Below are 13,948 nucleotides of genomic sequence, written 5' to 3' on the forward strand. Positions count from 1 at the left end.
GACGATAGCAATCCACCATCGTCCAGATCTTATTTGCAAAGGCGTTTCCTTGTCGGAGACCCGTCTCGATGACATTTTCAGTGGTAACAAACGTGGTCCCACATCACTGAAATGATTGCGAAATCTCGGCGAAACCTCGCGGGAGCCACGGGCAAAACACTCTCATCATCGATCATAAGGAATACGACCGTGCGGTCCGTCATGTCTTCTCGCTTCCTCTCAGGTGCTTTCGCGGCAGTGCTGCTGGTCTCCGGTGCGACGGGAGCCCTCGCTGACAACTGGCCGAGCCGGACGATCAAGCTGATCGTTCCGTTCCCGCCGGGCGGCGCTGCGGACATCACGGCGCGGGTCTATGCCGACAAGCTCGGTGAGGCGCTGAAGCAGACCATTGTAGTCGAGAACAAGGCTGGTGCCGGTACGGCTATTGCTGCCGATGCTGTCGCCAAGGCCGATCCGGATGGCTACACGCTGTCGCTGGCGCCTGCTGGACAGCTCACGATCCTGCCGCATATCAACAAGACCATCTCTTACGACCCCTTCAAGAGCTTCACGCCGGTGGCCATGCTGACGTCGGTGCCTTACGTGCTCGCGGCCAGCCCGGATACGCCGGTGTCATCAGTGAAGGAGCTCGTCGCTGCGGCCAAACGTGAGCCCGGCAAGTTCACCTACTCGTCGTGCGGGCCCGGCACGCTCTGCCATCTGAGCGGCGAGCTGTTCAAGAGCCTGACCGAGACGGATCTGCTCCATGTGCCGTTCAAGGGCAGCGCTCCCGCCGTCAATGCACTGCTCGGAAACCAGGTGAACCTGTCTTTCGACACGCTGACGGTGCTGGCGCCGCAGATCCGCGACGGCAAGGTCAAGGGTCTCGTGATCACCAGCCGCGAGCGCTCGTCGCAGCTTCCCGATGTGCCGACGCCGGCGGAAGCAGGCGTGGCTGACTTTGTCGTCGACTCCTGGTTCGGCCTCGTCGTGCCTGCAGGGACGCCCGATGCCATTGTTGATCGCCTGAACGCCGAAGTGGTGCGCATCGGCGCGCTGCCGGATGTTCGCGAGCTTCTCGAAAAGCAGGGCCTCAGCATCACGACCTCGACGCCTCAGGCCTTCGCCAAGACGATCAAGGACGATTACGCCCGCTGGGGACGCGTCGTCGGTGCGTCTGGCGCGAAGCTTTTCTGACCACTAGTCATATTGCCTGACACATCGGTCGGGCCAAGCTGAAACCAAGAAAGGCCGGGTTGAATTTTCAACCCGGCCTTTCGCTTATCGATTATCTGCTGAAGCCTGTGTTCAGGCAGCAGCCTTCGGCTTCTCGATCGGATGCGGAACGCGGAAGCCGACGGCAAGACGGTTCCAGACATTGATGGCGCCGATCGCTACGGTGATCTTGAGGCATTCCTCTTCCGAGAAATGCGCGCGCAGGGCCTCATAATCGGCATCGGGCGCGCGAGTCTGCGCGATCAGCGTGACGGCATCGACCCAGCCGAGGAGAGCGCGCTCGCGTGGCGTATAGACCGTCGATTCGTGCCAGACCGACATCATGTTGATCCACTGCTCGCTGAGACCGTCGTGGCGGGATTCCTTCACATGCATGTCGACGCAGAAGGCGCAGCCATTGATGATCGACGAGCGGAGCTTGATGAGGTGGACGATCGCAGGCTCGAGGCCGCTTTCCTTGACGACATATTGATCGAGCGCGGCGACGGCCTTGTAGGCGTCGGGGGCGGCCTTGGCGATGTTGAGGCGGGCTTGCATGGTCTTTCTCCTTGGTGTGCGATTTCAGGTTTCAGTTGGCGTTACGGCGTCGTTCGTTGAGTTCCAGAAAGGCGCAGCCGCGAGCGGCGATGGCGCCGTCGGTGTCCTTGGCGCGGAGATCGCCGAGCACGTCGGCGATGCTCACCTTGGCCAGCTCATCGCGATAGACGCGCTCGGCGCGTAGCATCGCGGCATTGATGCCGCAGGGCGCCGTCGGTTTGCCGGGCAGGGGATTGGGGCCGCGCTGGCGGATTTCACTGCAGCGGAAGGCGGGCGCATCGCCCTCAACGGCAAGGACGACATCGAGCAGGGTGATCTGGTCTGGCGTCCGGGCAAGGCGATAGCCGCCAGTCGGGCCAGGCTGTGCGATGAGCAAGCCGGCGCCCGAAAGCGCCTGCAGGTGTTTCAGGAGATAGCTGGTGGATACGCCATGAAATTCGGCGAGGGCGCCGGCGGACAACACGCCGTTCGATTGCAGGCCTGCGAGCATCGCCACGCTGTGGATCGCCTGCTCAACCCCGTCGCTCATCTTCATGGCTGTATTCCACCTCTATCATGGATAATAATTATCCGCGATTAAGGATGTCGTCAAGTGTCCGGTCCTGAGGTGGTCCGCAGGTGGGCAGCGCAACAGAATCTAAATCCCGATGCCGGTATCACCCGACCTAGGTACTGTGATCCGAAGCCGGGGGCCGGGTCAGTTCAGGGAACTCGACATGGCATTGCGTGACTTGCTGGCGCCGCAGGCGCGGCGGACGACTTTCGTTGCAGCAGCCATTCTCGGAGCCGGCCTCGCCGCGACATTCGCCATTCGCGAATTCTCGGAGCGTCTGATTGCGGCCGATATGCAGCGTCGCTTCGCAGTCGACGCGGTTGATATTTCCAATGCGATCAGCGAACGGCTGCGCACCCACGCCGAAGTACTGGTCAGCATGCAGGGGTTGTACGCCTCGATCGGCCGTGTCGATCGCGCCCAATTCCGACGCTACATCGATGTGCTCGATCTCGGCCGCCGCTATCCCGGCTTCCAAGCCTTGCAGTCGCTGCGTCATGTGACGCCGGATCATCTCGATGCCTTCGTTGCGGAAGTTCGTGCCGACAAGAGCATCGAGCATTCCGGACAGCCGGATTTCGCCGTGCGCCCGCCGGGGCCACGATCAATCTACAACGTGGTCGAATTCGTCGAGCCTATGCGTGGCAACGAAAGCGCGCTGGGCTTCGATGCCGGTGCCAATCCTGCGCAACTGGACTCGCTGCGGCGTTCCGCGGAGACCGGCCGGATTGTCGCGACGCCACCGGTCAAACTGGTGCAGGACACCTCGGGTGGCCTCGGTTTCATTATCCGTGCGCCGATCTATCGGGCCGGCGAGCCCACGCAGACCGTCTCGCAGCGAAACGCAGCGCTCCACGGTTTCGTTGCATCGGTCTATCGCACCAATGACCTGATGCGCGGCATCCTCGATCCGCGGACGCTGCAGCAGATGCATATCCAGGTGGTTGATCGCGGTTACGCCAAGCCGACGCAGGAAGGCGTCATGATTGGCGAGCCGGAAGATACGACCGTCACTCCGACCCTCATGTATGACAGTCTTGAACCCAATCTCGGTCTCGTCACGCAGATGGTGATGTCGGCGGGGATCTCGGCGGATCGTTCGCTGGTTGTCGGTGAGCGCGTCTGGCGCGTGCTGTTCACCACCAATCCCGGCTCGATCTACGAGGTCAGCCATACAGTGCCGAACGTCGTCCTCGCCAGCGGCACCGCCATCAGCCTCCTGATGATGCTACTCGCCGTGATCACGATGAGGTCGCGCCGGTTGTCCGGCAATCTCAGCACCCTCGATGCCGAGCAGCGCGCGCTGGTCGACAATCCGCTGGCAGGCATCCTGTTTACGGCCGGCCACCGGATCCTGCGCGGCAATCGCCGGATCGCCGAACTCTGCGGTCGCAACTCCACTGCGCTTCCCGGCAACACGATCGACGAGCTGGTTGCGACGAAGGCGGACGGGGAGGCGTTCGATGCCGCGTTGAATCGCATTCGTGACAGCGCCATGGCGACGGAAGTCGAACTGCATCTACGCCGCAGCGACGGTTCCACGCTGCTGGTCGATGCCTATGGCAAGCCGCTGGCGACCGGCGATATCCTCTGGGTGATCCAGGACAAGACCGACGCGCTCGCTGTCGAGGCGGAGCGGCGCGCGCATGCGCACGCTATGGAGGAGGCCAACGAACGGCTGACCACCTCGCTGCAACTGGCGGAAATTCGCGCCAAGGAAATCGTGCTGCTCACTGAACTCTCGGGCGTGCTGCAGTCGTGTCAGTCGCGCGAAGAGATTTTCGCGGCGGTTCAGACCTATGCAGGTTACCTGTTCACGGAAGAGGCGGGCGCTCTGTACTATCTGAATAACGCCCGCAACGCAGTTCAGCGCGGCGCCCATTGGGGGGCACTACAGGCCGATGCGGTGTCGTTTCCGGTCGATGACTGCTGGGCGCTGCGTCGTGGCACGACATTCCCGATTTCCGAGGCGAGTCAGGGACTGGTCTGCAATCATGCCGGTCCCTGCGGTGTCACCGGTACAGGGTTCGTTTGTCAGCCGCTGATCGCGCAGAACAACCTGCTTGGTCTGCTGTATCGCGAGCATACTTCTGTGTTCGGTGAGGGGGCGGATCAATTGGCGACGATGCTGGCCGAACAGGTGTCGCTGGCGATGGCCAATCTCGAACTCCGCGAGCTGCTGCGTCAGCAGGCAGTGCGCGATCCGCTGACGGATCTTCACAACCGCCGCTACCTCGAAGATGCCCTTGTGCGCGAGACCACGCGCAGCCAGCAGGACGGCAAGCCGCTCGCGCTGGCGATGCTCGACATCGATCACTTCAAGGGTATCAATGACAGTCACGGCCACGAGGCCGGCGATGCCGTGCTGCGCGGCCTCGGCAGGATATTGCGCGAGACGACACGCGCCTCGGATATCATCGGCCGGTTCGGCGGCGAGGAGTTCCTGATGCTGATGCCGGGCGTCACGGTCGAGGTTGCCGCGCAGCGGGCGCAGCAGGTGCTCGATGCCGTGCATCGCATGCAGGTGACGCTGCCATCGGCCACGCTCGATGGCGTCACACTGTCGATCGGTCTGGCAGTGATGCCGGTGCACGTCGCCAAGGGCGACGACCTGCTCGCGGCCGCCGACGCCGCGCTTTACGAGGCGAAGCGCGAGGGCCGCAACCGCGTCGTAGTCAGTCATCGCCGTGCGAAGGCCGACACCGCGGCCTGAGCTCGTAGGTCATTACAGGATGAGTAGAACGTAGGCGCATCGCACCGGAGCGATACCCCTCACACATCGTGAGAACGAGCGATGAATGTCGCGAAGATGCTACGATCCTACGGCTCGTGAACGTCCAGGCATGCTTTGTCGGTTTAAGGCAGCTCGATCGGTCCGTCCTATGCATTGCGGAGGCGAATGCCGCTGACATGCAGCGATGTCTCCCACAAGGGCGCCAGCGTCTTCAGGGACGGCAGGACGCGCAATTCGACGCCGGCGGCTTCCAGTGCCTTTTCGATGTTGTCGATCCGCTCCATGTTCAGCGGCATGGACGGCGTGCGCGAAATCCACATACCCGCATCGTCCAGCGATTCAAACCCGTCCGGCGAAAGCTCGTAGCGATAGATGGTGGTGTGGGAGAGTCTGTCCAGCCAGGCAAGCTCGATATGCGCGACCATGCGGCAAGTGGTCATCTTCTTGTAGGCGGTGAGGTATTCCGGCGTCGTGCTCGCTGTCGGCCAGACAAAAATACGCGGGCAGTCGCGCGGGAACAGATACATCGGCGCATGCCAGTCATCGATCGCCCAGACCAAGGGGGCATTAAGCCACTCCTGTCCCTGGGCGCGAGGTGTCGCAACCTCCACCTGCCGCGGCATGAAGACTTCGATGTTGTTCTCTTCGCTGAAATGAAACAGGCGCATGGCGCACTCATGTGCGTCCATGCCCAGCGCGTCAATGACCGTCATGCGTGTTTGGCCGTTCACGAAGCTGCGCGTGATGAATTGGTGGATCGTCATGTCGGATCGGCCGCTCCCGGAACGTCTTTCAGACGGAACACGTTGAAATTCACCAAGGGAGGATCATGTCATGACCGGTTCCAGCCTGACGCCTGCGGCCGAACTCGTGAAGAAGGCCAGTTTTCGCTATCCCAATGAGAGCCGTGAATACCGCGGTGCGCGTAATGCGTTGCTTGTCGAGGAGATCGAACTGCGGCGTCAGATCGAACGCGTCGCGGAGCTGCGTCGTGCGCTGCCAGATGGCGGCGAGGTGACCAAGGACTACGACTTCATCGGAGAGAAGGGCCCCGTGAATTTCGCGGGCCTGTTCGGCGACAAGCAGACGCTCGTCGTTTACTCCTACATGTACGGGCCGCAGCGCGAGAAGCCGTGCCCGATGTGCACATCGCTGCTGTCGGCCTGGGACGGCGAGGTGCCTGACATTACGCAGCGCGTGGCGCTGGCCGTTGTGGCGCGCTCGCCGATCGAGCGGCTGGTCGCTTTCAAGAAGCAGCGTGGCTGGCATTACCTGCCTTTGTTCTCGGACACCTCCGGCGCGTTCAGCCGTGACTATCATGGGCTGACCAAGGACGGTGGCGACGACGCTGCCTTCAACGTCTTCACCCGCCGCAGCGGCAAGATTCGCCATTTCTGGAGCGGCGAGATGGATGGGTCTACGGCCGATCCCGGCCAGGACCCGCGTGGGGCGCCGGATCTGATGCCGCTCTGGACGATTCTGGACGTTACGCCGGAAGGGCGGGGCACCGACTGGTATCCGAAGCTGAACTACTGAGGTCGTGATCATTTGACGCCTTAGCCGGCACAAATTGATCCTTTTGATTACCTAAATACCGCAAATGGAAATGTGGTTCCCCGCGCACCAGCCTCGCACTAGGCCAATGACCTAATCACAGCGCGCCAATAGTTCGGGCCGGGCGTGACCCAAAACCCCAGCGCGCCTGAGACCGGCCTGCGAGAGCCCACAAAGCTCTCGCAGGTTCCCCGAATTCGTCCTGTCGGTTACTCAAAAAGGCCATGATTGGCAGGCCTTTAGGTAGGCAATCGGTGGGGGACCTCCAATTAATTCGCATTTAACTAAAACTCGCCTTAATGGCGTTTCGCATCCCTGCGCGGTGCTTTTCGAGACCTGTGTGTCTCGTCAGGCACAACGGGCAGGGAGCTTAGTAAACGTGTGTTGGACGTCAGGCGTATGAGCAGCAGTAAACGTGCGTTGAACCATTCTGCACCCTCACGCCGAGGCCAGCATCAAGTGTCGAAATCCAGTTCACGCATGTTCGTGACCGGCGCTGCTCTTGCCGCCGTCGCATTGACCGGTGGATGGACGCTCGCCGGCAAGCTTTTCCAGAACGGCGTGCAGCCTGCGATGGTCTCCGCCAATCTCGGCAATGATGCAGGCGTTGGCCAGTCGTCTTTCGCCGAACGCTTCGACAGCCGCTTCTCACGCACCGAACACCGCACGTCCTTCTCAGAGCGTTTCGAGCCGGCCGTTAATGCGCCGCTCGCTGCCGCACAGCCCGAGCCGAAGCGTCAGGTCGCCTGGTTCGACCCGACCTATTCGATGGGCGCCGCGCCCGAGCGCTTCGTCAAGCGCAACCCGGCTTCTGAAGCTGTGATCCCTGCACCGGCTGCGAAGCCGCAGGAGGTCGCACTGATGCAGCCGGCACCGACGGTGCGCCAGCTCGTCGACAGCATTCCGATGCCGGCCGCACGGCCCTCGGATGCCCGTGCGCCGTCCGCGCCGCAGCAGGCGACACAAGCGCCGTCGCAGCCGGTCGCACAAGCCAGCGCCGCCAGGGGCGGCGCCTATGGCCACGACTCGCTGGTGCAGAAGGCACGGCTGGCGCTGGCCGCACAGCCCAAGTCCGGCAATTTCAACGTCTTCGAGAAACTGTTCGGCGGCAACGCTCCGCAGTCCGGCCCCGTGCTCGCTTATGCCGGCTCCGACGGCGGCGTGCTGAGCAACGGCACCGATACGGCGGCCAGCAATGAGCCCACCCTGAGCGATCGCACCACCGCGGTCTACGATATCTCCGCGCGTAAAGTGTACATGCCCGACGGCACCAAGCTGGAAGCGCATTCCGGCCTCGGCAGCCGTCTCGACAATCCCGCTTATGCCCACGAGAAGATGCGCGGCGTGACGCCGCCACACATCTATGATCTGAAGCCGCGCGAGGCTCTGTTCCACGGCGTGGCCGCGCTGCGCCTGACGCCGGTCGGCGGCGAGGGCGCGATCCATGGCCGCACGGGTCTGCTCGCGCATACCTACATGCTCGGCCCCAATGGCGATTCCAACGGTTGCGTTTCGTTCCGGGACTACAACAAGTTCCTGCAGGCTTATCGCAACGGCGAAGTGAAGCGCCTCATCGTGGTTGCCAAACTCGACTGATCGATATGACTGACGTGCCGCTCATGAAGGCGATGCGCGTTAAGTGACTATGAGCCGACCTTCGGATCGATCTTCCTTGCGCTGGCGACATCTGCTGCGCCGCCCGTAATGTCGCCCATTTCAAGCCGTGTCATGCCGCGCAGATAGAGCGCCTTGGCGTATTTCGGATTGATGCGCAGCGCCGCATTGAAATCGGCCATCGCGCGGTCGTTGTCGCCCTTGTCGGACCACACGCTGCCACGATTGGTCAGCGCCGCCACATAGGTCGGTGCGATGCGGATTGCCTCGTTGTAGTCGGCGATGGCACGATCGTTGTCTCCCTTCAGGCTGAAGGCGAAGCCGCGGTTGAACACCGGGCAGGGATCGTTCGGATTGATCCGGATCGCTTCGCCGAAATCGGCGATGGCGCGCGCATGATCGCCCTTCACCAGCCAGGCGCCGCCGCGATTGCTATAGGCGCCGCCTTCCTGCGGATTGAGACGGATCGCCATGTCGTAGTCGGCAATAGCGCGGTCGTTGTCATCCTTGGCGTACCAGGCGACACCGCGATTGACATAGGCATCGGTGTTGTTGGGATCGAGACCGAGCGCCACGCTGAAGTCGCTGATGGCGCGGTCGTTGTCGCCGCGGGCGAGCCAGAGATTGCCGCGCATGAAATAGGCGCGGGCATAATCTGGGTTCAGGCGGATGGCTTCGTCGAAGGCAGCCATGGCAGGGCCGCTCTCGTGCCGTTCATTATATTCGAAGGCACGGTTGAAATGCAGCTCAGCAAGCTGGCGGCCGCGGTAGTTGCCTGACGCGATGGCGCGGTCGCAGGCCGCGATCGCCAGGACGCCGGAGGCATCGGTACATTGCTGTGCATCGTCGGCGGCAGCTTGCGCGATCGGCATTGCTGCGCTCGCCAGCATGGCAGCGAACAGGACGCGGACGGCGCAACGGTTCAGGCTTGGAAAGTGGCGCATGGCTCGACCTCTCGCGTGTGACAGGCGTTGGTCACACCGCGAGGAGGAAGGGTTCAATGGTGGGAGAGGCTACCGGAAATCGATGCTGCGCAGCACGATACCGGGCGGCTTGCCCTCAAATTCGGCGTTCGCGAATTTGCGCGCTGCGCAGGCCTCGATGCGATCGCGCAGCCGGACGAACTGCTCCTCGCGTTGTTCGGGCTTGGTGCGTTTCGCCTTTTCAAGCTCGTCCATCGCGCTGGTGCTGATCGCGCAGGTGACTTCGGTCGCGTCATTCATCATCGAGAACAGGACAACCATGCGATTATATTCGAAGCTTTGGAAAACACCGTGTGTAAGCGCCATCGTCGTCTTCCCGCGTTAGGCCTTGCGCTTTGGCACAACAGGGTTGAGTTCAGCGATCTTGCGCAAGCATTCGGCCTCGGTGGGATGTGGGCCCGTAACAAAGGTTCCGCTGATCTTGGTGCTGTACCAGCCGGACTCGACGCCGAGGCGGAGAGATTCTGCGACTTGAACGTGACGGTGCAAGAGGTTCTGCATGAGGATGCTTTCGGTTGAGCGCTGGCTGCTGCGGGATCGCTGCGACCTGCGTAATGATGGGATCAGTCGTTGGCGGCAAGCCGCGTGAAGTCGTCCAGCACGATCGCGATCAGATCGCGGTGCTGGGTATCCTGTGCGCTCAGCGATGCGCCGTAGAGATTGAGGACGTAGCGCGCCTTCGCTGCAGCCTCAGGCCATGTGGTGGCCGGCGTGGTCAGTAACTGCTCTTCGAGTGCCAGCTGCCGCTCACGCAGTGCTGTGGCATTGGATTCGACTTCGGCGAGACTGCGCCGGATATCGGTGGCCTTCTGTGCTGCCATGCCGCGGCGACTATCCAGCTCGACGGGAGTGTCGGTCATGGTGCGCTCGCATCAATGCGCTGCACATCCGCCAGCTCAAGCGACCCAATGGAGATCATCTCCATGGAACTTGTATGGGGCGGTGCACCAGGCACGATGATCATGGTCGCCGTGCGCCGATAGCTGGCGAAGGACAGTCCCTCGATCATCTCCTCATCGGTGATGACGTCATACGACCCTGCTGGGATCAAACGACCAAGGCCCTTCAACTGGAAAGGATGCTTGAAAGTAACGGTCTCACGGCGCGATCTCGTGGTCACGCGCGCATGTCGCTGCTGAGATCCGGCATCCGTTCAGCGTGCGCTTATTCACAGACATTAGCCACCGATTTCTTTGAGCGATCCGGTGTTTCGTCGAATTTCGCTATGATTGTCTTGTTATTGGACGTTTTGTCGCCATTTCGAGGATGTATCTGACATCGATGACATTCTGGTCGACGCTTGCGCTGGGTTTTTCTCGCAAGATCGTCGCGCAATGTGCAACGCTTGCGATGTCTCGCTTTTGAAATCAACGATTTGCCGGGATGAGGTGTTTTGCATGAAGATCCGTGTTGGCTACGAGATGATCTATGATTTCCCGCAGCCGACGCCTGTCATGATCGTGATGGGCATGCACTTCACGCGTGCCTCCGACGTGGTGGTGCCGGACTATCTCACGATAAATCCCTCAGTTCCGATCACGCCGTATCGCGATGGCTTTGGCAACTGGTGCAGCCGCATTGTTGCGCCGACGGGCCGCATCACGTTCAAAGCCGACGGTATCGTCAACGATAGCGGCAAGCCGGATATCATCGTGCCGTCCGCTGTGCAGCACGCAGTGGAGGATCTGCCGGCCGAGACGATCGTCTATCTGCTCGGTAGCCGTTACTGCGAGACGGATCGGCTGTCGGACGTCGCCTGGCAGTTGTTCGAGAAGACTGTGCCTGGCTGGGCGCGCGTGCAGGCAATCTGCGATTTCGTGCATAACCATATCCAGTTCGGTTACGAGCACGCACGCGCGACCAAGACCGCCTGGGACGCTTACAACGAGGGGAAGGGCGTTTGCCGCGACTATGCACATCTGGCCATCACCTTCTGCCGCTGCATGAATATTCCAGCGCGCTACTGCACCGGCTATCTCGGTGACATCGGCATGCCGAAGCCATGGGCCGACGGCGATTTCGCCGGCTGGTTCGAAGCCTATATCGGCGGCCGCTGGTATACGTTTGACGCCCGCAACAACATCCCGCGCATCGGCCGCGTGTTGATCGCGCAGGGCCGCGATGCCGCGGATGTGCCGATCACGCAGACTTTTGGGCCGAACACGCTGGTGAGTTTCAAGGTGTGGACCGACGAGATCGACGAAAGCACGCAGGCGGTCAACTGAATCGCTTTGTGGGCTCTGTCGTTACACTCGCTTAAGCCTGCATTTTCAGCAGCATGTGAGCGGCCAGGAAGGAACCGGGCGCGCCGCTGAGAATTTCACCTGTCATAACTTCGTAAGGACAGGACTGATGGCAAACACTCTGACGAGCCTGACGACCGCCGTGGCATTGATTGCGGGTTCCAGCGTCGCGGCTTTGGGCAGCGGCACGGAGGCACAGCGCGAAGCCTGCACGCCCGATGCGTTTCGCCTCTGTACATCAGCAATGCCGGATGAGGGGCGGGTAGAAAATTGCTTGCGCAGCGCAGGACCGCGATTGAGCCGCGCTTGCTATGATGTGTTCTTTCCGCAGATCGAGCACGATCAGGCTCAGATGATGCGTGGGCAAGCTCCGTCACGCGAACGCATGAAGCCATCAGCGGCGGATCGCATGCAGACACCGTCTATGCCGCAGATGCCGCCGGCCGGCGGTGATGATGATTGAGGCAAGGCGAGATCTGGCCTCGCGATAACAAGCAAGGGCGGTGCTGATTGCACCGCCCTTGGCTATGTCGGATAGACTGTTGAGCAGAGCGCGTGGGTTACCTGAAGCCGCCGGTGGCGTGCAGCGTTTCGCCCGTCACGTAAGATGCAGCATCGGAAGCGAGGAATGCGACGACGGAAGCTATTTCCTCGACCTTGCCGATGCGGCCCATCGGCGTGGCGGATTCGATCCACTTGCGCATGTCGCCTTCATGGAATCCGGCTGACACCACGCCCTCGGTTGCGATCATGCCAGGATTGACGGCGTTGACGCGGATCTTGCGCGGCGCGAGCTCCTTCGCCAGTACCGATGTGATCGCGTCGACCGACGCCTTGGTCGCGGTGTAGACCGCTGAACCCGGTGGGGTGATGGTCGAGACGCCCGATGAGATGTTGACGATGCTGCCGCCGTTGGGGTTGAAGTGTCTGGCCGCTTCCTGCGAGACGAGCAGCAGCCCGAGCACGTTCAGATCGAAATGTTTGTGGAAGTGCTCCGGCGTAATGCTGTCGAGCGGGGCGAATTCGTAGACGCCTGCATTGTTGACGAGAACGTCGATCGGCCCGAACGCCTTGACGGTCTCGGCCACCACCGATTTGGCGCCGTCCGGCTCGGCGAGATTGCCGTGCACGGCGACGGCCTTGCCGCCCTTGGCGGTGATCTTCGCGACGACCTCGTCGGCGCCCTTCTTGCTGGAAGCGTAATTGACGGCGACGGCAGCGCCCCCGGCGGCGAGCTGGATGGCGATTTCAGCGCCGATGCCCTTGGAGCCGCCGGTCACCAGCGCAACTTTGCCTTCGAATGTCTTGGTCATGGTCGTGATCCCTCTTGGATGCTTCAATAGTTCGGAAGTATGGGACTATTGAACCAGCGCAAGGGGGCGCCTATATCTTTTTTATGGTTCAGTTCGTTCACCCCGCGACCAAGGACATCACGCTGGCCGGCGTGCTCTCGGCGCTGGCTGATCCCATTCGGCTGCAGATCGTCCGGGGCTTGCTGCAGGAGAGCGGTTGCCTGTCCTGCACGGCGGCGTCGCCATGCCCAACCATCGCCAAGTCCACTTTGTCGAACCATTTTCGCGTGTTGCGCGAGGCCGGCCTGATCCAGACCAGCAAAAAGGGCGTCGAGCATCAGAACGCCGTGCGGGCCGCCGATATCGAAGCGCGGTTTCCCGGGCTGTTGATGGCGATTTTGCAGTCGTCGGTGGCGGAGGCGGGGGCGTAAGGTTGGCGCTAAAAGCACAACCTATGTCAACGAGTAGCCCGCATGAGCGAAGCGACATGCGGGATTGACCAATTATAAGATCCTCTCCGGATAGCGCTTCGCTTATCCGGGTTACTCTTGTTGCGTTCGGCAAGATGGTGTCGAGTGAAGCGACGCGCTGGCGAAAGGTGGTGACGCACGCGGGCGTGAAGCTGAAATGAGGCGCGAGGCCGGGGTCGCACCCAAACGACAGGGAGCCGGCAGCGATGCCGGGCTTTTCGCTGTCGCGACGATAGGGGCGCAACGGAGTTCGAAGTCGTAGGGCGCAATAGCGCAGCGTGCAGCGTATTGCGCAGCTCCGCGTGCTCGGCGGATCAGGCTTCGCTAATCCGCCCTACGGGCCTATCTCACCGTGATATTGAAAGCGCCGTTGCGCATTTGACCATTGGGATAGAATGCCTCGAGCCTGACACTGTCCGATCCGGTGTAGCCGCGCTGCGAAACGTATTTGATGATGACGCCGGGGACGCGCCGCCAATTGCAGTCGCTCCGCGGATTGACGGGACGGAAATACGGAAAGATCGACGCATTGCTGATGATCAGGCGTCCGTATTCGGGCTGCTGAGTTAACCGAATGACGGGGCGTCCCGCATTGCTGCAGTCCGGATTGACCATCGCAATCTGACTAAGCTCGATCGTCGCACCACTCAATGCGACCCTTGAGGCTTGCGCCTGAGCCCCGGCGCAGGACAGAAGAAGGCTCATGGCGACGATGACAGCGCGGTGCATTCCCAATTTCCCGAATAATTCGGC

The 13,948-nt window shown here is 61.6% G+C and carries 16 protein-coding genes; 7 read left to right on the top strand and 9 right to left on the bottom strand.

Annotated features, from left to right (window positions below):
- Positions 1–201 precede the first annotated feature (201 nt).
- A complete protein-coding gene (locus AC1DUY_RS14870) occupies positions 202–1,176 on the top strand; it encodes a Bug family tripartite tricarboxylate transporter substrate binding protein (protein WP_478115187.1) in 975 nt (324 codons plus the stop codon).
- Between the two features lie 111 nt (positions 1,177–1,287).
- Here the strand turns inward: AC1DUY_RS14870 and AC1DUY_RS14875 are convergent, their stop codons facing one another.
- Both AC1DUY_RS14875 and AC1DUY_RS14880 read right to left on the bottom strand, forming a co-directional pair.
- On the bottom strand, positions 1,288–1,752 hold the full coding sequence (locus AC1DUY_RS14875) for a carboxymuconolactone decarboxylase family protein (protein ID WP_149531031.1): 465 nt from the start codon (positions 1,750–1,752) through the stop codon (positions 1,288–1,290).
- A gap of 31 nt (positions 1,753–1,783) precedes the next feature.
- A complete protein-coding gene (locus tag AC1DUY_RS14880; RefSeq protein ID WP_089264972.1) occupies positions 1,784–2,287 on the bottom strand; it encodes an RrF2 family transcriptional regulator in 504 nt (167 codons plus the stop codon).
- Between the two features lie 181 nt (positions 2,288–2,468).
- Between AC1DUY_RS14880 and AC1DUY_RS14885 the strand changes: the two genes are divergently transcribed.
- A complete protein-coding gene (locus AC1DUY_RS14885; protein ID WP_478115190.1) occupies positions 2,469–5,018 on the top strand; it encodes a diguanylate cyclase in 2,550 nt (849 codons plus the stop codon).
- 167 nt (positions 5,019–5,185) lie between these two features.
- Here the strand turns inward: AC1DUY_RS14885 and AC1DUY_RS14890 are convergent, their stop codons facing one another.
- Positions 5,186–5,707, bottom strand: a complete 522-nt coding sequence (locus tag AC1DUY_RS14890; protein ID WP_478115300.1) for a DUF6886 family protein — start codon at positions 5,705–5,707, stop codon at positions 5,186–5,188.
- Positions 5,708–5,873: 166 nt separating this feature from the next.
- Here AC1DUY_RS14890 and AC1DUY_RS14895 point away from each other — a divergent pair, with 166 nt between their 5' ends.
- A complete protein-coding gene (locus AC1DUY_RS14895; RefSeq protein ID WP_478115192.1) occupies positions 5,874–6,575 on the top strand; it encodes a DUF899 family protein in 702 nt (233 codons plus the stop codon).
- A 477-nt stretch (positions 6,576–7,052) separates the two neighbouring features.
- A complete protein-coding gene (locus tag AC1DUY_RS14900; protein ID WP_478115194.1) occupies positions 7,053–8,189 on the top strand; it encodes a DUF2778 domain-containing protein in 1,137 nt (378 codons plus the stop codon).
- A 47-nt stretch (positions 8,190–8,236) separates the two neighbouring features.
- Here AC1DUY_RS14900 and AC1DUY_RS14905 read toward each other — a convergent pair whose 3' ends face one another.
- The 4 genes from AC1DUY_RS14905 to AC1DUY_RS14920 all read right to left on the bottom strand — a co-directional run bounded on the left by AC1DUY_RS14905 (position 8,237) and on the right by AC1DUY_RS14920 (position 10,310).
- Positions 8,237–9,151: a tetratricopeptide repeat protein gene (locus AC1DUY_RS14905; RefSeq protein ID WP_478115196.1), complete on the bottom strand. Its 915-nt coding sequence runs from the start codon at positions 9,149–9,151 to the stop codon at positions 8,237–8,239.
- 69 nt (positions 9,152–9,220) lie between these two features.
- Complete coding sequence (locus AC1DUY_RS14910; protein WP_089264967.1) at positions 9,221–9,496, bottom strand: DUF1488 family protein; 276 nt, start codon at positions 9,494–9,496, stop codon at positions 9,221–9,223.
- 257 nt (positions 9,497–9,753) lie between these two features.
- Positions 9,754–10,050 (bottom strand): hypothetical protein, encoded by a 297-nt coding sequence (locus AC1DUY_RS14915; RefSeq protein WP_309948724.1) that lies wholly within the window; start codon positions 10,048–10,050, stop codon positions 9,754–9,756.
- The gene (locus tag AC1DUY_RS14920; RefSeq protein ID WP_093756427.1) at positions 10,047–10,310 is read right to left on the bottom strand and encodes a hypothetical protein; all 264 of its coding nucleotides are present in this window, start codon (positions 10,308–10,310) and stop codon (positions 10,047–10,049) included. Before AC1DUY_RS14920 ends, AC1DUY_RS14915 begins: the two co-directional genes overlap by 4 nt.
- 277 nt (positions 10,311–10,587) lie before the next feature.
- Between AC1DUY_RS14920 and AC1DUY_RS14925 the strand changes: the two genes are divergently transcribed.
- Together AC1DUY_RS14925 and AC1DUY_RS14930 are read left to right on the top strand one after the other, a co-directional pair.
- Complete coding sequence (locus tag AC1DUY_RS14925) at positions 10,588–11,415, top strand: transglutaminase domain-containing protein (protein ID WP_175365799.1); 828 nt, start codon at positions 10,588–10,590, stop codon at positions 11,413–11,415.
- Between the two features lie 55 nt (positions 11,416–11,470).
- Positions 11,471–11,896: a hypothetical protein gene (locus AC1DUY_RS14930; protein ID WP_478115199.1), complete on the top strand. Its 426-nt coding sequence runs from the start codon at positions 11,471–11,473 to the stop codon at positions 11,894–11,896.
- A 97-nt stretch (positions 11,897–11,993) separates the two neighbouring features.
- On the opposite strand, the gene AC1DUY_RS14935 is transcribed toward AC1DUY_RS14930, so the two are convergent.
- A complete protein-coding gene (locus tag AC1DUY_RS14935) occupies positions 11,994–12,746 on the bottom strand; it encodes an SDR family NAD(P)-dependent oxidoreductase (protein ID WP_478115201.1) in 753 nt (250 codons plus the stop codon).
- Between the two features lie 83 nt (positions 12,747–12,829).
- Here AC1DUY_RS14935 and AC1DUY_RS14940 point away from each other — a divergent pair, with 83 nt between their 5' ends.
- On the top strand, positions 12,830–13,156 hold the full coding sequence (locus tag AC1DUY_RS14940; protein ID WP_092146851.1) for an ArsR/SmtB family transcription factor: 327 nt from the start codon (positions 12,830–12,832) through the stop codon (positions 13,154–13,156).
- Between the two features lie 381 nt (positions 13,157–13,537).
- On the opposite strand, the gene AC1DUY_RS14945 is transcribed toward AC1DUY_RS14940, so the two are convergent.
- A complete protein-coding gene (locus tag AC1DUY_RS14945; protein WP_478115204.1) occupies positions 13,538–13,924 on the bottom strand; it encodes a hypothetical protein in 387 nt (128 codons plus the stop codon).
- Positions 13,925–13,948: the final 24 nt, after the last annotated feature.

The sequence above is a fragment of the Tardiphaga sp. P4_G1 genome, from assembly GCF_056401215.1.

Coding starts and splice junctions, on each gene's coding strand:
- AC1DUY_RS14915 (WP_309948724.1), bottom strand. CDS start 10,050: ATGACCGACACTCCCGTCGAGCTGGATAGTCGCCGCGGCATGGCAGCA.
- AC1DUY_RS14935 (WP_478115201.1), bottom strand. CDS start 12,746: ATGACCAAGACATTCGAAGGCAAAGTTGCGCTGGTGACCGGCGGCTCC.
- AC1DUY_RS14940 (WP_092146851.1), top strand. CDS start 12,830: ATGGTTCAGTTCGTTCACCCCGCGACCAAGGACATCACGCTGGCCGGC.
- AC1DUY_RS14870 (WP_478115187.1), top strand. CDS start 202: ATGTCTTCTCGCTTCCTCTCAGGTGCTTTCGCGGCAGTGCTGCTGGTC.
- AC1DUY_RS14895 (WP_478115192.1), top strand. CDS start 5,874: ATGACCGGTTCCAGCCTGACGCCTGCGGCCGAACTCGTGAAGAAGGCC.
- AC1DUY_RS14875 (WP_149531031.1), bottom strand. CDS start 1,752: ATGCAAGCCCGCCTCAACATCGCCAAGGCCGCCCCCGACGCCTACAAG.
- AC1DUY_RS14945 (WP_478115204.1), bottom strand. CDS start 13,924: ATGCACCGCGCTGTCATCGTCGCCATGAGCCTTCTTCTGTCCTGCGCC.
- AC1DUY_RS14890 (WP_478115300.1), bottom strand. CDS start 5,707: ATGCGCCTGTTTCATTTCAGCGAAGAGAACAACATCGAAGTCTTCATG.
- AC1DUY_RS14910 (WP_089264967.1), bottom strand. CDS start 9,496: ATGGCGCTTACACACGGTGTTTTCCAAAGCTTCGAATATAATCGCATG.
- AC1DUY_RS14925 (WP_175365799.1), top strand. CDS start 10,588: ATGAAGATCCGTGTTGGCTACGAGATGATCTATGATTTCCCGCAGCCG.
- AC1DUY_RS14880 (WP_089264972.1), bottom strand. CDS start 2,287: ATGAAGATGAGCGACGGGGTTGAGCAGGCGATCCACAGCGTGGCGATG.
- AC1DUY_RS14885 (WP_478115190.1), top strand. CDS start 2,469: ATGGCATTGCGTGACTTGCTGGCGCCGCAGGCGCGGCGGACGACTTTC.
- AC1DUY_RS14905 (WP_478115196.1), bottom strand. CDS start 9,151: ATGCGCCACTTTCCAAGCCTGAACCGTTGCGCCGTCCGCGTCCTGTTC.